The organism is Streptomyces sp. NPDC008092, from assembly GCF_042957285.1.
Classification (GTDB): domain Bacteria; phylum Actinomycetota; class Actinomycetes; order Streptomycetales; family Streptomycetaceae; genus Streptomyces.
Genome location: NZ_JBIBHY010000001.1, coordinates 162,698 through 180,974 on the forward strand (window position 1 = coordinate 162,698; position 18,277 = coordinate 180,974).

17 protein-coding genes are annotated in these 18,277 nt (G+C 72.9%); 10 read left to right on the forward strand and 7 right to left on the reverse strand.

Features of this window, described 5'->3' with window-relative positions:
* Positions 1 to 26: 26 nt before the first annotated feature.
* Positions 27 to 299 carry a Sec-independent protein translocase subunit TatA gene (tatA, locus tag ACFZB3_RS00700; protein ID WP_391367493.1) on the forward strand — a complete coding sequence of 91 codons (273 nt, stop codon included), beginning with the start codon at positions 27 to 29 and terminating at the stop codon, positions 297 to 299.
* Positions 300 to 312: 13 nt separating this feature from the next.
* Here tatA and ACFZB3_RS00705 read toward each other — a convergent pair whose 3' ends face one another.
* From ACFZB3_RS00705 to ACFZB3_RS00715, 3 genes are all read right to left on the reverse strand, one after another.
* Positions 313 to 1,314, reverse strand: coding sequence for a sporulation protein (locus tag ACFZB3_RS00705; RefSeq protein WP_391367496.1), 1,002 nt, complete (start codon positions 1,312 to 1,314; stop codon positions 313 to 315).
* 242 nt (positions 1,315 to 1,556) lie between these two features.
* Complete coding sequence (locus ACFZB3_RS00710) at positions 1,557 to 2,009, reverse strand: DUF6114 domain-containing protein (protein ID WP_391367499.1); 453 nt, start codon at positions 2,007 to 2,009, stop codon at positions 1,557 to 1,559.
* A complete protein-coding gene (locus tag ACFZB3_RS00715; protein ID WP_391367501.1) occupies positions 2,009 to 2,707 on the reverse strand; it encodes a DUF6230 family protein in 699 nt (232 codons plus the stop codon). Before ACFZB3_RS00715 ends, ACFZB3_RS00710 begins: the two co-directional genes overlap by 1 nt.
* 609 nt (positions 2,708 to 3,316) lie before the next feature.
* On the opposite strand from ACFZB3_RS00715, the gene ACFZB3_RS00720 reads away from it, so the two are divergent.
* A complete protein-coding gene (locus tag ACFZB3_RS00720; RefSeq protein WP_391367504.1) occupies positions 3,317 to 3,961 on the forward strand; it encodes a Tat pathway signal sequence domain protein in 645 nt (214 codons plus the stop codon).
* Positions 3,962 to 3,978: 17 nt separating this feature from the next.
* Here ACFZB3_RS00720 and ACFZB3_RS00725 read toward each other — a convergent pair whose 3' ends face one another.
* Entirely contained in the window at positions 3,979 to 4,953 is a 975-nt protein-coding gene (locus ACFZB3_RS00725; RefSeq protein ID WP_391367507.1) for a lytic polysaccharide monooxygenase, read from the reverse strand.
* A gap of 471 nt (positions 4,954 to 5,424) precedes the next feature.
* On the opposite strand from ACFZB3_RS00725, the gene ACFZB3_RS00730 reads away from it, so the two are divergent.
* Complete coding sequence (locus tag ACFZB3_RS00730) at positions 5,425 to 6,072, forward strand: ScbR family autoregulator-binding transcription factor (protein ID WP_391367511.1); 648 nt, start codon at positions 5,425 to 5,427, stop codon at positions 6,070 to 6,072.
* Between the two features lie 86 nt (positions 6,073 to 6,158).
* The gene (locus ACFZB3_RS00735; RefSeq protein WP_391367513.1) at positions 6,159 to 7,316 is read left to right on the forward strand and encodes an ARMT1-like domain-containing protein; all 1,158 of its coding nucleotides are present in this window, start codon (positions 6,159 to 6,161) and stop codon (positions 7,314 to 7,316) included.
* Here ACFZB3_RS00735 and ACFZB3_RS00740 read toward each other — a convergent pair.
* A complete protein-coding gene (locus tag ACFZB3_RS00740) occupies positions 7,288 to 8,553 on the reverse strand; it encodes a cytochrome P450 (protein WP_391367516.1) in 1,266 nt (421 codons plus the stop codon). The genes ACFZB3_RS00735 and ACFZB3_RS00740 overlap by 29 nt on opposite strands.
* A gap of 196 nt (positions 8,554 to 8,749) precedes the next feature.
* On the opposite strand from ACFZB3_RS00740, the gene cyc2 reads away from it, so the two are divergent.
* The gene (cyc2, locus tag ACFZB3_RS00745) at positions 8,750 to 10,912 is read left to right on the forward strand and encodes a germacradienol/geosmin synthase Cyc2 (protein WP_391367519.1); all 2,163 of its coding nucleotides are present in this window, start codon (positions 8,750 to 8,752) and stop codon (positions 10,910 to 10,912) included.
* A gap of 39 nt (positions 10,913 to 10,951) precedes the next feature.
* Here cyc2 and ACFZB3_RS00750 read toward each other — a convergent pair whose 3' ends face one another.
* Positions 10,952 to 11,686 carry a hypothetical protein gene (locus tag ACFZB3_RS00750; RefSeq protein ID WP_391367522.1) on the reverse strand — a complete coding sequence of 245 codons (735 nt, stop codon included), beginning with the start codon at positions 11,684 to 11,686 and terminating at the stop codon, positions 10,952 to 10,954.
* 87 nt (positions 11,687 to 11,773) lie between these two features.
* On the opposite strand from ACFZB3_RS00750, the gene ACFZB3_RS00755 reads away from it, so the two are divergent.
* The 4 genes from ACFZB3_RS00755 to ACFZB3_RS00770 all read left to right on the forward strand — a co-directional run bounded on the left by ACFZB3_RS00755 (position 11,774) and on the right by ACFZB3_RS00770 (position 15,659).
* Positions 11,774 to 12,658: a LysR family transcriptional regulator gene (locus ACFZB3_RS00755; protein ID WP_391367525.1), complete on the forward strand. Its 885-nt coding sequence runs from the start codon at positions 11,774 to 11,776 to the stop codon at positions 12,656 to 12,658.
* A gap of 91 nt (positions 12,659 to 12,749) precedes the next feature.
* Complete coding sequence (locus tag ACFZB3_RS00760; protein ID WP_391367528.1) at positions 12,750 to 13,304, forward strand: PDZ domain-containing protein; 555 nt, start codon at positions 12,750 to 12,752, stop codon at positions 13,302 to 13,304.
* A gap of 219 nt (positions 13,305 to 13,523) precedes the next feature.
* Positions 13,524 to 14,648: a M24 family metallopeptidase gene (locus ACFZB3_RS00765; protein WP_391367530.1), complete on the forward strand. Its 1,125-nt coding sequence runs from the start codon at positions 13,524 to 13,526 to the stop codon at positions 14,646 to 14,648.
* A gap of 63 nt (positions 14,649 to 14,711) precedes the next feature.
* Positions 14,712 to 15,659, forward strand: a complete 948-nt coding sequence (locus tag ACFZB3_RS00770) for a phosphotransferase (protein ID WP_391367533.1) — start codon at positions 14,712 to 14,714, stop codon at positions 15,657 to 15,659.
* A 43-nt stretch (positions 15,660 to 15,702) separates the two neighbouring features.
* Here the strand turns inward: ACFZB3_RS00770 and treZ are convergent, their stop codons facing one another.
* Positions 15,703 to 17,448 (reverse strand): malto-oligosyltrehalose trehalohydrolase, encoded by a 1,746-nt coding sequence (gene treZ / locus ACFZB3_RS00775; RefSeq protein WP_391367536.1) that lies wholly within the window; start codon positions 17,446 to 17,448, stop codon positions 15,703 to 15,705.
* 176 nt (positions 17,449 to 17,624) lie between these two features.
* Here treZ and ACFZB3_RS00780 point away from each other — a divergent pair, with 176 nt between their 5' ends.
* Positions 17,625 to 18,176, forward strand: coding sequence for an FHA domain-containing protein (locus ACFZB3_RS00780; protein ID WP_391367539.1), 552 nt, complete (start codon positions 17,625 to 17,627; stop codon positions 18,174 to 18,176).
* Positions 18,177 to 18,277 lie beyond the last annotated feature (101 nt).

Below are 18,277 nucleotides of genomic sequence, written 5' to 3' on the forward strand. Positions count from 1 at the left end.
AAACGTGAGAAAGGGAGGGGGCGGTCATGCTCCGCAACGGACTCGAACCCTGGCACCTGCTGGTCGTCGCGATCGTCTTCATCGTGCTCTTCGGTTCCCGGAAGCTGCCCGACACCGCCCGGGCCCTGGGCAAGTCGATGCGCATCCTGAAGAGCGAGGCGAAGGCCATGAAGACCGACGAAACGGCCGCGGCGGCGCCGGTGGAGCCGACGTCGGTACAGATGGCGGCGGAGCCGGCCGCGGCCCCCGCGCAGCCGGAGCCCAGGACGGTCGGCGAGCCGACCGCCTCCCCGAGCTGACCCCGCCCCCGGGTCAGTCCTCGTCCCCCTCGAAGAAGTCACCGATCTCGTCGACCACCTCGGCCGCCACCATTCCGCCGACCACGCCCAGCGCGAGGCCCGCCGCACCCGCGGCGACCGCCGTGCCGAGGCCCGGCCCGGAGCGGTGGTGGCCGTCGTGGTGCTCGCCGTACCCGTCGTAGTGCTCCCCGTGCTCGTCCTGGTGCCCGCCGTGGCCGTACGCGGCGTGGCTGCCGTAGGCCTCGCGGTGCGCGATCAACTGGCGGATCCAGCCGTCGACCTCGCCGGTCCAGTCGAGGGCGGGGGCGTCCTCGTGGCGGACCGTGAACCGGGTCAGCGCGTCGTGTCCGGCGGAGAACAGCCCGCCGCGCTTGTCCGCCTCCAGGACCACCTCCAGGCCCGCCGGTGAGGCGAGGAAGGTCAGCTCGATCTCGGTGACCGCGTGCGCGTACTGCGGCGCCGGGGTCAGCTCGACCTCCTGGTAGAACGGCAACCGCTGGCCGGTGCCGCCGATCCGGCCGTACTCCAGATCCGCCGAACGGAAGCCGAAGCCCAGCCGGCCCAGGGCCTCCAGGACCGCTTCCTGCACGGGCAGCGGCCCGACGGCGAGCGGGTCCAGATCGCCCTTGTCCCGGGCACCGGCCACCCCCACCTCCGTGCGCACCCCGAGCACGATGCCCAGCGGCTGGCCGTGCAGCTCGGTGACCGGCGTCTCCCACGGCACCGGCACACTGAACGGCACCTCCCGCTCCTCCTCCGCACCGAGCCGGAAGCCGCCGCCCACGGTGAACCGCTCGAAGACGACCGCGCCCTCGCTCTCGCCCTCCTCGTGCTCCGCCTCCACGCGCGCGAGTAGTTCGAGGCCGACGTGCTCGACGTCCACGGCCGCCGAGCCGCCCTTCAGCCACACCCGTCCCGACAGCACCCCGCCGGGCGCCACCGCACCGCCGTCCAGCACCGTGTCCACGGAAGGGCCACCGACCCCGATCGCCCCAAGCAGCCGTTTGAACACCATGAAGCCGCCGCTCCTTCGCCGCACTCGTCACACACACCCCGGCCGGCCAGGCGCCGTCCGGCTGCCCGATGAACTCACGGCAACGGCAAAGAAGTTCCCAAGTCACCTGTTCGGAGGAGCGCGCCCCGCAGCGCACGGCGGGCACACGCAAGAAGTGCACACGCAAGAAGAGCGCACACAACAAGTGCGCACACGAGAAGAGGCGGACCGGGAATCACCGGTCCGCCTCTTCTCGCGAACATTCAGACCGCTTCGGCACCCTCGCCGAACCCCTGCGCGGCAGCCCGCGCGGCCTTGCGCCGCTTGCGCCGGCTCACCCGCGGCTCCTGGTCCGGCAGCCAGCCGAAGATCATGCAGCTGCCGACGGCCCCGAGGGCGAGGCCGACGAAGAAACCGCCCAGGTTGGAGGTGACCCAGGAGCCCAGTGAGCACAGGACGCCGAGGATGGAGTAGAAGAGGCGCTGCGAAGGGTTGAAGAGGGTCAGCAGGCCGCACAGCACCATGACCACCGGCAGCAGGTAGCCCACCAGGCCCTGCATGCCGATGTGTATGACGACCTTCAGCGAGGCCTTCTCGGTGAGCAGGATCCACGTGCCGCCCAGGGTCAGCAGCAGCCCGCCCACGAACGGCCGACGGGCCCGCCAACCGCGGAAGGCGGGCCGCCACCCCTCATGGGGAGTGTCTGTGCCGGACATCAGCAACCCGAGCTGCTGAAGCTGAGTTTCAGGCCGGGCAGCTTGAACACCCCGGCGGTCGTCGCGTAGTTGGTCTGCCGCAGGTTGTCGATGTGCACGGTGTCGGCCTGCTGGCTGAAGACGCCGATGGGTCCCTTGACCCCGGCCTTGGTGAGCGTGCTCGCGTCGTTGCCGATCTCGATGTTGTTGAAGGACGCGTCGCCCGACAGCTCGGTCGAGTCGGTGGTCAGGTTGGTCGCCTGCACCTTCGACGAGCCGCTGCCCGCCTTGATGAGCAGGTTGGTACCGCCGAGGTCGACGCTCTGGCACAGGCTGTCCAGGGTCGCGTTCTTGATCGCGGAGGTGACGACCAGCACCTGCCCGCCGGTGTCACCGGCGTTCGGGCTGCCGTCCGCCATGCTGTCGAGCGCGCCGAACTGCTCGAAGCCGGTGCCGTCCAGCGACTTGGCGGTGACCGTGAAGGGCATGCCGGAGATGGAGAACGACACCCCCAGCGCTCCCTGGGCGGTCAGGACCGCGAGGCCGGCGAGGCCCAGGGTGGCCGGCACGGCCATCACGGCGGCCCGGCGTGCCCGGACCCGTCCGCGTCTCGGTGCCCCTCCGGTCTCCCCGGTGGTGTCTGGTGTTGCGGAAAGAGAACCGCTTCCCGGGTTCTCAGGCGTGTTGTCGGCGGACGGAACGTCCGGGGACTCGGCCATGTCTGCTCCCATGCATTAGTCACGCGGGTTGGGCTTCAGTGGCACGTTGTCCTGGCGCGGACAGCGGCTGCCGCGCACGCCTCCTCACAACTCCCGGCGGGCGCAAGGGCTTTCTCGTTACGCAGCAGTAGCCAAGCCGCAAGTTACCGGCGGTTACTTTTCAGGGTCAAGACAGTTGTGAAAAAAGGGTGTTGAATTCGCGTCAATTATGTTCCGACCATGCATTCCCATGATCGAATGCTCAACTCCCTTGATCGGCCTTGACGTTGACGGCTGATCAGGTCTACAACTCTCCCTGGTTTCCTTCGGATCCGTGGCGCCGGATCCGCCGAGCGGCATCGACCGCTTCCCGGCCTCTTCGATCACCGCTCCGCTCAGCGGCGTCGGCACGGTCGCTTCCCCCCAGGGACCGTGCCCGAACGCCTTTGACCGGCCCGGCCGGAGGCCTAACCCCCCCAGGCTTCCGGCCGGTGTCCGGCCTGGCTGCCGTTGCCGGCCCGTCACGTACGGAGAAGGCGTGACGAGCCGGCAACGGCCGGCGCCGCATTCGGCGCCCCGAACCCCCCACTTCACCCCACGCAGGACCCCCCTAAGAAAGAGGCAACCCGCATGCGTACGCGATCCCTCCTCGCCCTCGCCGGTACCGTCGTCGCCCTCTCGGTCGCGGCCACCGTTCCGGCCTCCGCCGACGGCGCCGTGCTCACCACGGGCAGCGCCGGCGGCACCGCCGTCGCGGTCGGCGACACGCTCACCGCGTCGCTGGCCAGCGGCACCACCGCCACGCTCTACTCCAGCGCCACCAGCACCAGCGGCATCACCTGTGCCGCCTCGACCTTCACCGCGACGGTCACCAGCAACCCGGCCGCTTCCGGCACCGCCGTCGAGTCGGCCACCGCGCAGACCTTCAGCAGCTGCACCAGCAACGTGGTCGGCGTGACCGGTGTCTCCAGCATCACGGTCGACAACCTGCCGTACACCACCGCGGTCAACTCGGACGGCACGGTCGCGGTCACCTCGGCGAGCGGCGCGAACATCCAGACCACGGTCAAGCTGACCACCCTGCTGGGCAGCATCACCTGCGTCTACCAGGCCGCCAGCCTGTCCGGCACGAGCTCCAACACCGACAACAGCCTCGCCTTCAGCAACCAGGCGTTCGCGAAGTCGTCCGGCTCGATCCTCTGCCCCTCCGCCGGCTACTTCACCGCCAAGTACGCCCCGGTCAGTGACAACGGCGCGGCCGTCTTCGTCAACTGACCTTCTTACAAAGGTCGTTAGCGTCGACGCAGACGCAACGCCAGGGCGGCGCCGCCGGTGAGTACCAGCACCGCGGCGGCGCCGCCCGCCACCAGTGGCGCCGACGGGCCCGAGCCGGGGTCCGTGTCGGAGGCCACGGGAGTGCTGTCGGCGGCGGTGGTCGCGGTCGTTGGGGCGACCGGGGTCGCGGCCGCCGTCCGCTGTGCCCGCGCGGCACCGCTCTTCGAGGCGCCGGGATCCGGCGTCCCGCTCGACCGCGCCTTCGCGCCCGCCGTCGCACCGCCGTCCTTCTGCCCGCCCGCTGCCGCGTCCTTCGCGGCTCCCTTCTTCGACGCCCCCTTCGACGACGTCTCCTTCGCCGTGAACACCACGTCGGAGCACGAGTAGTAGGTGTCCGGCGTGCTGCTGGTCTGCCAGACGGTGTACAGCACCTGACGCCCCGTCCGGTCGCTCGGCAGGGTCGCGCCGAAGTGGTACGCGCCGTTCGTCAGCGGCGGGTCCTTGATCTCCGCGAAGGGCTGCGCGGGCAGTTCGGACCACGTCAGCGGCTTCGCCGGGTCGTAGCCGGGCTTCGTCAGATACAGCCTGAACGTGCCGGAGTGCGCGATCGTCGCGGCGTACGTCATCGTCATCCGGGCGCCCGGGGCCAGTTCCGTCGCGGGCCAGTCCGTGCGCGCCAAGTCGAGCCCCTTGTACGCCGGCAGACTGCCGCTGCACAGCCTGCCGTCCGGAATCACCTGCCGGTCCCGGCCGTCGACCCCCGCCACCCGCACGTCGTCCCACGCGACGAAGTTCTGCCCGCTCGCCGCGGTCGCCGCCTTGCAGGCCGCCGTCGCGGCGCTGCCGCCGCTGGGGGAACAGCCGTAGGCCCGGCTGACGGGATAGGTGGGCGCGCCGTGCGCCCGGGCGGACCCCGCCGCCCACGACAGGAGCAGGAGCGGGGCCGCGACGGCGGCTCCCGCGACTCTCAGGCGGGCGGTCGTCCGAGTCATGCGGGACTTCTCCTCGGCGGGCACGGGTACGGGCTTCTGCCGAGTTGAGTACGGGAATCGGCGCCGCACCGTTCAGCTCGGTTGGTCACAGGGCCGGTCGAAGTGCGCGCCACCGACTGGATCGTCCGTTTTGCCGACTTTCCGGGCGCCATTGAGAACCAACCGCGCGGCTCGTATCGTGGCGATCATCGATGGCCGCCCGGTCGGCCGCGCCGCTCGCGGAAACCGGCGCGAACGCGAGGGAGGGGTGCGTTCCGATCTCGTCCGTTCGTGCACTGCGGACCCCTGTTCGCGTGGTCGCGTGCGGGACTTACACGTGTCCGCCGTCAGGTCCGCACAGTTGCCTCCCGTTGCCGCACGGTGAGCTATCGTGTGCACGGGGTAAAGAAACAAACCGCATGCCCCGTCGGTTTGGAACCGAGGCGTCGTTGAAGCCGTGAAGTCGTGAAGCCGTGAAGGAGCGTCGAGTCGATGGCGAGGCAGTTACGTGCGGAGCAGACCCGTGCCACGATCATCACGGCCGCCGCCGACCTCTTCGACCGGCACGGGTACGAATCCACCAGCCTGAGCGAGATCGTCGAACACGCGAAGGTCACCAAGGGGGCGCTCTACTTCCACTTCGCCGCCAAGGAGGACCTGGCGCACGCCATCATGGAGCTCCAGTCCCGCACCTCCAGCCAGTTGGTGAGGGAGATGGACAGCCGCGGCTACTCCTCGCTGGAAGCCCTGATGCGTACCACGTTCGCGATCGCCCGGCTCTCCGTCGACGGCCCGATCCCGCGCGCCGGCCTGCGCCTCGCCACCGCGGACGTCACCGTACGGCCGCCGCTCAGGCACCCGTTCACCGAGTGGCTGGAGTTCTCCACCCGCAAACTCCTCGGCGCCGTCAAGGAGTCCGACGTGCACCCGGACATAGACGTCGGCGCGGTCGCGCACTCCCTGGTCTGCTTCTTCGTCGGCACCCGGGTCGCCGGCCGCAATCTGGAGCCGGTGGGGCGGCTGCCGCGCAGGGTCGCCGAGATGTGGTACCTGATGATCCGCGGCCTGGTCCCGGTGCACCGGCGCGCCCGCTACCTGACCCTCGCCACCCAACTGGAGCGCGAGATCAGAACGGCGTGAGGAACGAGGTGGCACGGCGTGGGGCGGCGTGACAGGCGTCCCGCGGTTCGGCGGAGCCGGGCGGCCCGCGCGATAGCGTGGCGCTCATGCCCGATTCCGCCGAACCGCCCGTGATCCTCGGCACCACCGGCCCGTTCCCGCACAGCGTGCTGGCCGACCGGCACCCCGCGATCATCCGCCAGGTCCGGGACGCCTTCCCGTACGGCCCCGGGCAGCAGCGTGCCCTCGACGCGCTGCTGCACAACTGCACCGAGGGCGAGATCGAACCGCTGCCCGCAGACGCGAGCGGCTGGCGGGACTGGGGCCTGGACACCTACACCGGCCGGTCCTGGTTCGACGTGCCGTGGCTCTGGTCGGAGAGCTATTTCTACCGCCGCCTCCTGGACGCCGTCGGCTACTTCGCCCCCGGCCCCTGGCAGGGCGTCGACCCCTTCCGCCCCGTCAAGCTCGCCGAACTCGACGCCAAGGAGACCGACGAGGAACTGGCCGCGCTGGACGACCTCGGCGGCGACCCGGACCAGGCCCTGCTGCACGGTTCCCTCTGGGGCAACCGCGCCGACCTCGGCTTCCGGCTCTCCGCCGCCGAGTCGGGCGAGGCCGTCGCCGCCCTGGTCGCCGACGACAGCGCCGTCCTGTGGCCGCTGCTGCACGGCGGCACCCTGTGCCTCGTCGCCGACAACGCGGGCCGCGAACTCGTCCCGGACCTGCTGCTGATCGCCCACCTCCTGGACACCGGCCGGATCGCACACGCGGTCCTGCACATCAAGCCCTACCCGTACTACGTCTCCGACGCCACGACCGCCGACGTGCTCGACGCCCTGCGCAGGCTGACCGCGGCCCCGGGCGCCGCCGCCGGGTACGGCCGCACCCTCTGGTCGGCGATGGGCGACGGCCGCCTCACCGTGCGCGCCCACCCCTTCTCCTGCGCCCCGCTGCCGTACGCCGACATGCCCGGCGACCTGCGCGCCGAGTTCGCCGCGGCGACGCTGACGATCTTCAAGGGCGACCTCAACTACCGTCGCCTGGTGGGCGACCGGCTCTGGTCTCCGACCACCCCGTTCGCCGAGGTCACCGCCTGGTTCCCGGGCCCGGTGGCGGCGCTGCGCACCCTCAAGTCCGATGTGATCACCGGGCTTTCCGCGGCCACCGAGGCGGCCCTGGACGCGGCCGGGGCGGAGCGCTGGCGCACGGCCGGCACCCATGCCCTGATCCAGGTCAACCCAGGGACACCGGCAGCGACTTGAGCCCGTTGATGAAGTTCGACACGAGCCGCTCGGCAGGGCCCGCGGGCGTCAGCGCGGCCGGCGCCTGCGCATAGAGCGTGCGCAGCTGGAGCCGGGCGAAGTGGGCGCCCAGGCAGACGTGCGGGCCGTCCCCGAAGGACACGTGCGGGTTCGGGGCCCGGGTGAGGTCGAGGCGGTCGGGCCCGGCGAAGGCCCGCTCGTCACGGTTGGCCGAGGCGTGCAGGACGACCACCTTGTCGCCCTTCCTGATGCGCCGCCCGCCCAGCTCGGTGTCCCGCGCGGCGGTACGGCGGAAGGTCAGCACCGGGGGATGCCAGCGCAGCAACTCGTCCACGGCGCTGTCCACTCCGGCCTTCCCCGCGCGCAACAGGCGGTACGACCGCGGGTGTTCGGCCAGCGCCAGCAGTCCGCCGGGGGCGGCCGAGCGCACCGTGTCGTTGCCCGCGACGGTCAGCAGGAAGAAGAACATCTCCAGTTCGCCGTCGCCGAGTTCCGGGTCGTGGGCGAGGGCCGTCATGACGTCGTCGGCCGGGTTCCGGCGCTTGTGCGCGGCGAGCTGCCGGGCGTACCCGAACATGTCCCCGAGCATGGCCGGCGACCGGGGATTCACCGGCCTGCCCTCGCCGTCGAGCGTCCCGGGCCCGGCCTCGTCCGGGTCCTGGTAGCCGATCACCCGCCGCGTCCAGTGCAGCAGCAGTCCCCGGTCGCTCTCCGGGACCCCCAGCAGATCGGCGAGGTTGAGCAGCGCGTACTCGTCGGTCACGGCGGCCACCAGGTCCACCGTGCCGTTCCCCGCCCGGGCCGTCTCCAGCGCCCGGGCGAACAGGGTCCGGGCCCGCTCCCGGACCGCCGCCCCGAACCGCTCGATCCGCCCCGGCGTGAAGGCCCGGCTCACCGTCCGCCGCAGCCGCCCGTGCCCCGGCGGATCCTGGTTCAGCATCATGCGCCGGACGAACGGCAGGTCCGCCGGATCCGGATCCCGGATCTGGGTCGCGCCGAGCCGTGACGAGTACGTCCCCGGGTCCTTGAGCACCCGCACCACGTCCGCATGCCGCGCCACCGCCCAGAACCCCGGCCCGGCCGGCCATCCCAGCACCTCCGGCTCCCGCTGCCAGGCCACCGGGTGGTGGTCGCGCAGGATCCGGTAGTCGGCGTACGGCACGGCGACCGCGTACCGGCGCGGATCGAACACATCGGGGACGGGCGGGGCTTCACCGCCGTCTGCGGAGGTGGTCATGCGACCACCGTGGCCCTTGCGGCGGGTCCGGGCAAGACGGGCCCCGGCAGGGCCGCGGCCCGAAGACGCGCGCCGCGAAAGGGCCGTAGGAGCCCTGTCCGCCCGGAGTTCCCGGATTCCGCCACGGTTCACGCGATGGTGTGATCATGTGCCACGCGCCGGATGGTCCCCGGGGCGCGCGGGTAGGGCCCCGGCCATGACGCAGCCGTTCGAACTCCCGCACTTCTACATGCCGTATCCCGCGCGGCTCAACCCGCACCTGGCGGAGGCCCGGGCCCATTCCACCGAGTGGGCCCGCGAGATGGGGATGCTGGAGGGTTCCGGGATCTGGACCCAGGCCGACCTGGAGGCACACGACTACGGCCTGCTGTGCGGCTACACCCACCCCGACTGCGACGGCCCCGCCCTCTCGCTGATCACCGACTGGTACGTGTGGGTGTTCTTCTTCGACGACCACTTCCTCGACATGTACAAGCGCACCCAGGACCGCGCCGCCGGCAAGGCCCACCTCGACCGGCTCCCGCTGTTCATGCCGCTCGACCCGGCGACGCCCGTGCCGGAACCGCGGAACCCGGTGGAGGCGGGCCTCGCCGACCTGTGGGCGCGCACGGTGCCGTCGATGTCGGTCGACTGGCGGCGGCGCTTCTCGGTCGCCACCGAGAACCTGCTGAACGAGTCGATGTGGGAGCTGTCCAACATCAACGAGGGACGGATCGCCAACCCCGTCGAGTACATCGAGATGCGCCGCAAGGTCGGCGGCGCCCCCTGGTCGGCAGGGCTGGTCGAGTACGCGACGGCCGAGGTGCCCGCCGTCGTCGCCGGCTCGCGGCCGCTCCGGGTGCTCATGGAGACCTTCGCCGACGCCGTCCACCTCCGCAACGACCTGTTCTCCTACCAGCGCGAGGTGGAGGACGAGGGCGAGAACAGCAACGGCGTGCTGGTCCTGGAGACCTTCTTCGGCTGCACCACCCAGGAGGCCGCCGACGCGGTCAACGACATCCTCACCTCCCGCCTCCACCAGTTCGAGCACACCGCCCTCACCGAAGTCCCGGCCCTCGCCGCCGAGAAGGGCCTCACCCCCGGCCAGGCCGCCGCGATCGCCGCCTACGCCAAGGGCCTGCAGGACTGGCAGTCCGGCGGCCATGAATGGCACCTGCGCTCCAGCCGCTACATGAACAAGGGTGCCGTCCCGGCCTCGCCCTGGCAGCAGCTCACCGGCGCCGGCACCTCCGCCGCGGACGTCGGGGCCTTACTGGCCGCGGCCGCCGCGGAGCGCCTGCGCGCCTACTCCCATGTGCCCTTCCAGCAGGTCGGCCCCTCCCTCCTGCCTGACTTCCACATGCCGTACGAGGTCGAGGTCAACCCGAACCTCGACGCCGCCCGGCCCCGCCTGACCGCCTGGATGCACGGCACCGGCATGCTCTCCGAGGGCGTCTGGGACGAGGACCGGCTCGCCGCCTCCGACCTCGTGCTCTGCTCCGCCGGCCTCGACCCCGACGCCGGCCCCGGGGAACTCGACCTCAGCGCCCAGTGGCTGGCCTGGGGCACCTATGCCGACGACTACTACCCGCTCTGCTTCGGCACCCGGCGCGACCTGGCCGGCGCCCGGCTCGCCACGGCCCGGCTCTCGGCGTGCATGCCCCTCGCCGACGAGCCCGTGCCGGTACCGGCCACCGGCATGGAACGCGGCCTGACCGACCTGTGGGCCCGCACCACCGCCGGGATGGGCCCCGAGGACCGGCTCGCTCTCAAGGAGTCCGTCGACCGGATGACCGAGAGCTGGCTCTGGGAGCTGTCCAACCAGCTCCAGCACCGCATCCCCGACCCGGTCGACTACCTGGAGATGCGCCGGTCCACCTTCGGCTCGGACCTCACCCTCAGTCTGGCCCGCCGCGGCCACGGCCCCGCGATTCCCCCGGAGGTGTACCGCAGCGGCCCGGTGCGCTCCCTGGAGAACGCCGCCATCGACTACGGCATGCTCGTCAACGACGTCTTCTCGTACCAGAAGGAGATCCAGTACGAGGGCGAGCTGCACAACGCCATCCTGGTCGTGCAGAACTTCTTCGGCGTCGACTACCCGACCGCGCTCCACGTCGTGAACGACCTGATGACCCAGCGGATGCAGCAGTTCGAACACGTCGTGGCGAGCGAACTCCCGGTCGTGTACGACGACTTCGAGCTCTCCGCCGAGGCGCGCGGGGCCGTGGACGCCTACGTCCGCGACCTGCAGAACTGGATGGCCGGCATCCTCAACTGGCACCAGCACGTCGAGCGCTACCAGGCGGACCACCTCGCCCGCCGGACCCACGGCTTCGTCCCGGACCGCCCACCGCTCGCTCCGGTGCTTCCGGTCGGCTGACGGCGCTCGCCGCGCGGCTCCCGCCGGGGCGGCCCCGCCTCACACCGACGCGCGCGCCCGCTCCACGGCGTGGGCGACCGCCGCCCGGGCCAGCGCCCGGACCACCGGATGCGGGCGCGAGCCGTCACCCGACAGCTCCGGCTGGAAAAGGGTCGCCAGGAAGAAGGGATGCCCGGGCAGTTCGGCGACGCGGACATGCCCGTCCTCGTCGTGGCCCGACAGCCGCAGCCCGTGGGCGCGCAGGGTGTCGAGGTGGCGGGTGGGGCCGTACGAGCAGAAATACCGCTCGACCGTGCGCCCCGAGCCGATCGCCGACTCGGCCAGCGTGCCCGGCTCGACGTGCACCGCGGCCTCGTGGCCCACCAGCGAACAGGCCAGCGGCTCGATGAGGAGGTCCTCGGCGTCGGGGTCGTTCTCGGCGTGTGCGACCCGGGTCAGGCCGCACACGTTGCGGGCGTACTCCAGGAGCGCGTGCTGGAAGCCCCCGCAGGTGCCCAGGAACGGGATGCCCTCCTCACGGGCGGTGCGGATCGCGCGCAGTACGCCCGCCTCGCTGCGGTACGGGCTGCCCGGCAGCACCCACACCGCGTCGAAGCCGCGCACCGCGTCCGCGTCCTCGGCGTCCCCGGACGGGACCCAGTAGGCGTCGAGGACCAGCCGGTCGCGCCGGGCGAGGGCGTCCAGGAGGAGCGGGATCCGGGTGTGCGAGACGACGTTGGGGGAGCGGTCCCCGACCAGGGCGACCGTGGCGGTCCGAGCTGCGGAGTTCGTCATGGGCCCATACTGGGCGCCCGCTCCGGTTCACGTCCAACGATGATCGGTGCACTCTCGATAAGCGTCGCTGATGCCATCCTGTGCGGCATGGACCCGCACCTCCTGCGCACGTACGTCACCGTGGCCCGCCTCGCCTCCTTCTCGGAGGCCGCGCGCGAGCTGGGCTACACCCAGTCCGCGGTCTCCCAGCACATCGCCGCCCTCGAACAGGACCTCGGCGCCCCTCTGCTCACCCGGCGTCCGGTGACCCCGACGGCGGCCGGCGAAAGGCTCCTGGAACACGCGGCCCCGCTGCTGCTCCGCCTGGAGGCGGCCCGCGCGGACGTCGTACGGATGGCCGCCGCACCCGCGCCCGGCCTGACCCTCGCCGCCACCCCGACCGCACTCGGCCCCGCCGTCCTCGCCGCGCTCCCCGCCGACGGCGTCACCCTGCGCGTCCTGCCCCGCGACGGGATCCCGGCCGCGGTGGCCACCGGCACCGCCGACCTGGGCCTGCTCGACGGCCTCGCCGCCCCCAGCGATCCCCTGCGGCTGCCCGACGTGGCGCCCCTGACCACGCACGGCGCCGGCGAGGAACCCGTCGCCGTCCTGCTGCCCGCCGGGCACCCGCTCGCCCGCCGCCCCGGCCTGCGCCTGGCCGACCTCGCCGACGCCCGCTGGCTGGACGCACCCGACGCGGCCCCGCCGCTGGACCAGTTGCGCACCGCGACCGGCGGTGGCGCCTTCCGCCCGGCCCTGCGCTACGACGGCTCCGACGTCCGCACCCTCACCGCCCTGACCGCCGCCGGCCACGGCCTCACCCTGCTGCCCCTGCGCACGGCCACCGGCGTCCCCGGCACCGTCGCGGTCCCCGTCACCGAACCGCGCCTCGTCCACCGGGTGGAACTGGTGTACGGCGGGACCCCCACGGGAGCGGCGGCGGACCTGGTGGCGAGCCTCCTCGACGGTGCCCACGGCGCAGGTGAGGGCTAGGACTTCCCGCCGTCGACCCGCATCCAGTCTCACTCGTTCGTGTCTCGTCGCGCCCGCGTGCGCCGGGTAGGGCTCGGGGTGGAGGCGAACCATGGAACAGACCGCATTGCGTCCCAAGCCGATCCCCGGTCAGGAGCGCGGGGACAGCCCCGCACCCGACCCGGCCCGCCGCCCGCACGCCGCACGCCGGCGCGGCCGCCACATCAGGACCCTGCTGTTCGGATCGTTCGTCGGCACGGTCCTGGTGCTGTCCGGGGTCGGACTGGGCACGGTGGGCGCCACGGTGATCGGCATGAGCAGACTGGCGGAACTGCGGCAGCAGACCCCGCCGGCCACACCGCGCCCCGCACCCCCGGCCACCCCCGCCCCCGCGCCGGCGGCCGCCGCGACCCTGGGCGTGGAGGCCGTGGACGCCGAGAAGGTGGGCGCGCTGGTGACGGGCGTCCATGTGCCGGGGCCGGGCTATACGGCGGGGCTGGTGCGCGGCGACGTCCTGCTCCAGTTCGGCGACCGGCGCATCGACAGCGCGGCCGACCTGGTCCGGGCGGTGGCCGACGCCGCGCCGGGCAGGGAGGCCAAGCTCACGGTGCGGCACACGAGCGGGGGGTATCAGCAGCTGACCGTGGTGCCGGGCGTCGTCACGTGAGAACGCCCGCACGGACGCGCCCCTTTGGGGCGCTGGGGGTACCCCCGGCCGAAGGCTGGGGGAGGAACTGCGCGACCCGCCACGACCCACCTGCACCGGCACCACAACCCCAGCCCGCAACGGCGGCTTCGCCCGAACCGGCTCGCGCGGCCCCGCCGCACCCGGCAGGATGCTTCCGGAGGCACCCTCACCCGCCTCACCCGCGCAAGGAGGCCCTGGATGACCGGCACCGCCGCCCCCTTCACCGCCGGCGACTACAAGTCCCGCATGGCGCGCGCAGCGCACACCGCGGCGGACGCCGGACTCGCCGGCCTCCTGATCGCCCCCGGCCCCGACATGGTGTGGCTCACCGGCTACACCCCCACCGCGGTCACCGAACGGCTCACCCTCCTCGTCCTGGCCCCCGGCAGGGACCCGGTCCTGATCGTCCCCACCCTGGAGGCCCCCGACGCCGAGAAGGCCGACGGCGCGGCCGTGCTGTCCCTGCGGGACTGGACCGACGGCACGGACCCCTACGCCGTGACCGCCGACCTGCTCGACGCGACCGGCCGGTTCGGCATCAGCGACAACGCCTGGGCCATGCATCTGCTGGGCCTGCAGAAGACGCTCCCCGGCACGTCCTACGCCTCCCTCACCGACGCGCTGCCCATGCTCCGTGCCGTGAAGGACGCGGCCGAACTCGAACTCCTCGCCGCCGCCGGGGCGGCCGCCGACGCGACGTTCGAGGAGATCCGCAAGGTTCCCTTCGCCGGCCGCCGCGAGTCCGACGTCGGCCACGACCTCGCCGACCTGCTGCGCCGCTTCGGCCACGACCAGGTCGACTTCACCATCGTCGGCTCGGGCCCCAACGGCGCCAACCCGCACCACGAGGTCGGCGACCGGGTCATCCAGGACGGCGACATGGTCGTCCTCGACTTCGGCGGCCTCAAGGACGGCTACGGCTCCGACACCACCCGCACCGTGCACGTGGGCCCGCCCGGCGCCGAGGAGCGCGAGGTCCACGACATCGTGCGCGCCGCCCAGGAGGCAGGCTTCCGGGCCGTACGCCCCGGCGTCGCCTGCCAGGAGGTCGACCGGGCGGCCCGCGCGGTCATCGCCGGCGCCGGGTACGGCGAGTTCTTCATCCACCGCACCGGGCACGGCATCGGCGTCACCACGCACGAGCCGCCGTACATGATCGAGGGCGAGGAACAGCCGCTCGTGCCCGGGATGTGCTTCTCCGTGGAGCCGGGCATCTACCTGCCCGGCCGCTTCGGGGTGCGGATCGAGGACATCGTCACGGTGACCGAGGACGGCGGCCGTCGTTTCAACAACACCACCCGTGAGATGGTCGTCGTGGGCTGACCGACCCGGTCCCGGCACCATCCGCTCGCCCCCACCCCATCCGGAACGGCAACGGCGCGATCCATGACCCAGGCACCGACTCCCACCGCGGACACCGTCCGCCGACTGGTCCGTTCGCTGCTCAAGGAGAGCGCGGACGGCGCCTCGGGCCCCGAGGTGCGGCCCGTCGCGGAGGGCGGTGAACACTCCACCTGGTGGGTCGGCACCCGGCACGTGCTGCGCCTCGCCCCCGACCGGGACGCTTCCGTCCGCCGGCGCCGCGAACTGCGCCTGCGCGACCTGATGCGGCCCCACCTGCCGGTCGCGGTCCCGGCCTGCGTGGCGCACGGCGAGTGGGCGCCGGGGCTGACGTACACGCTGGACACCGTGATCCCCGGGGGCACGGCGGAGCAGCACGACGTCTCCGCGGTCGGCGAGGCGGACCTGGCCGGCCTGCTCACCGGGCTGCGCGAGGTGCCCGTACGGCAGGCCGAGACGCTCGGCGTGCCGCGCACCCCGCCGCGCTCCCTGGAGGCGCTGCGCCGGATGGCCGTGCCCGCCGCCGAACGCCTCGCCGCCGCCGACGAGTTCGACCCCGCCCGCCTGCTCCAGCTCACCCCGCCCGGAGCCGCCCAGCTCGCCGCCCAGCCCGGTACCGCCGTCCTGGTCCACCACGACCTCAAGGGCGAGCACCTGGTGGTCAGCGCCGACGGCAGGGTGCGCGGCGTCCTCGACTGGACCGGCGCGGCGGTCGGCGACCCCGCGGAGGACATCGCCGGGCTCGCCCTCGCGGTCGGCTCCGGCGCGGCCGTCCGCGCGGCGACCCTCGCCGGCTACGGCGCCCGCCCCTGTCTGCGCGGCCTGTGGCTGGCCCGCTGCGACACCGTCATCCGCCTCTCCGACCGCCTCGAAGGCCGCGACGACCGCCCCCTGCCGCTGCTCCGCACCCAGCTCCGGCGCGCCTGGGAGGCGATCCTGCTGGAGCGGGTGACGGAACTGCGCGAGGACACCGAGGACGACGAGGAGCTGTAACGGGTCGGCCGGCGCTCGCGCCTCTCCCGGGACTCGGTCGGGCTCAGGCCTGGGTCAGGACCACGCACGACTCGCCCGGCACCCGCAGCACCCCGTCCGTGTCCGGTGCCGCCACGGCGTCCCACGCGGCCAGGACCTCCACCCTGCCCGTGCCGAGCGGGATCGCCGCCGGCTCCTTGCCCAGGTTCACCGCCACCCGCACGTCCCCGCGCCGGAACGCCAGCCAGCGTGCCGCCTCGTCGTACGCCACCTTGGTGTCGGCGAGATCGGGATCGGTGAGGTCCGGCTGCTCGCGGCGCAGGGAGAGCAGGCGGCGGTACCAGGCCAGCACGCGCGCGTGCGGCTCGCGTTCCGGCTCGGACCAGTCCAGGCAGGACCGCTCCCGGGTCGCCGGGTCCTGCGGGTCGGGCACGTCCTCCTCGGCCCACCCGTGCGCCGCGAACTCCCGCCGCCTGCCGCGCCGTACGGCCTCCGCGAGGTCCGGGTCCGTGTGGTCGGTGAAGAACTGCCAGGGGGTGCCCGCGGCCCACTCCTCGCCCATGAACAGCATCGGCGTGAAGGGCGCGGTCAGGGCCAGGGTGGCGGCGCAGGCCAGCAGGCCGGGGGAGAGGGCCGCCGAAAGCCGGTCGCCCTGGGCGCGGTTGCCGATCTGGTCGTGGGTCTGGGTGTAGCCGAGCAGCCGGTGCCCGGCCACCCGCGCCCGGTCCAGCGGGCGGCCGTGCCGGCGGCCGCGGAAGCTGGAGTACGTGCCGTCGTGGAAGTAGCCGCCGGTGAGCGTCTTGGCGAGGGCGGCGAACGGGGCGCGGGCGAAGTCGGCGTAGTAGCCCTGGGACTCGCCGGTCAGCGCGGCGTGCAGGGCGTGGTGGAAGTCGTCGTTCCACTGCGCGTCCAGGCCGAACCCGTGCTCCGTACGGGGGGTGATGACCCGCGGGTCGTTCAGGTCGGACTCGCCGACCAGGAACAGCGGCCGGCCCGACTCGGCCGCCAGCGCGGCCACGGCCGCCGACAGCTCCTCCAGGAAGTGGCACGCGCGCGTGTCCCGCAGGGTGTGCACCGCGTCCAGGCGCAGCCCGTCGATCCGGTAGTCCCGCAGCCAGGCCAGCGCGCTGCCCAGCAGATAGGCGCGCACCTCGTCCGACCCGGGCGCGTCCAGGTTCACGGCGGAGCCCCAGGGCGTCTGGTGCGTCTCCGTGAAGTACGGCCCGAACGCGGGCAGGTAGTTGCCGGACGGGCCGAGGTGGTTGTGCACGACGTCCAGGACGACACCCAGGCCGAGCCCGTGGGCCCGGTCGACAAAGCGTTTCAGTGACTCCGGGCCGCCGTACGGCTCGTGCACCGCCCACAGCGAGACGCCCTCGTACCCCCAGCCGTGCCGGCCGGGGAACGGGCACAGCGGCATCAACTCGACGTGCGTGACGCCCAGTTCCCGCAGATGGCCGAGACGGTCGGCGGCCGCGTCCAGGGTGCCCTCGGGGGTGTACGTGCCCACGTGCAGCTCGTAGAGGACCGCGCCGGGCAGCGCCCGCCCCGGCCAGGCGGCCCGCCACTCGTGGCGCTCGTGGTCGACGACCGCGCTGAGCCCGTCCGGGCCGTCCGGCTGGCGGCGCGAGCGCGGGTCGGGCAGCACCGGGCCGTCGTCCAGCGCGAACCCGTACCGGGTGCCGTCCTCGGCGTCCGCCTCCCCGGTCCACCAGCCGGACCGCTCCGGGTCGCGCTCCAACGCGCGCGTGGCGCCGTCGCAATGGAGCGTCACACGGTCTGCCTGCGGTGCCCACACCTCGAACTGCACGGACGGTCCCCTTCGTCTGGCTCATCGTGAGGTAGTGCGTCCATCGTGCCGTGAAAAGAGATCAATCCGCTTTGAATCCCGGCTTTGCGGAACGGGTGTCGCCGTACGTACGCGCGCGTGACGGCCGTTCTCCCGTTTTCTGGACACCCGGGGTTCACTGACCCAGAATCGGCAGCGTGACGTCGTCCTTCGAGTTCCACACCTACCCCGCGCGGCTGTCCGACGCGGAGCGCGACAAGGCGCTGAGCGTGCTGCGTGACGGCGTCGCCATGGGACGGCTGTCGCACGACACGTTCGTGCGCCGCATGGAGCTGGCGCTCGCCGCCCGCCGCGCCGACGAACTCGCCGCGCTCACCGCCGACCTGCCCCAGGAGAACCGCTTCGCGCGCGTGCTCTTCGGCACCGTCGAGGCCGTCTCCGGCTTCACCGTGCGGCTGCGCCGGGCCTGGCAGGCCGAGCGGCTGCCCAAGCTGCTGCTGCCGCATCCGGGCAACGGCCACCCGCTGCGCATCGGCCGCGACCCCGCCAACGGGCTGCGGCTCAACCACGAGACGGTCTCCCGGGTGCACGCCGAACTCCGCCGCCAGGGCGGCCTGTGGGTCCTCAGGGACCTCGGCTCCACCAACGGCACGACCGTGAACGGCCGCCGGGTGACCGGTGCCGCCGTCGTCCGCGAGGGCGACCAGGTCGCGTTCGGCCGGATGGCCTTCCGGCTCGCGAGCGACTGAGCCCGGGCCGGTCCGCCGCCACCTGGGCGGGTCCCGCGCGATGGCTGAAAAGTGTTTGTCCCTCGCGGTGTTGACGTACCTCCCGAGTCGTGACTGACTGT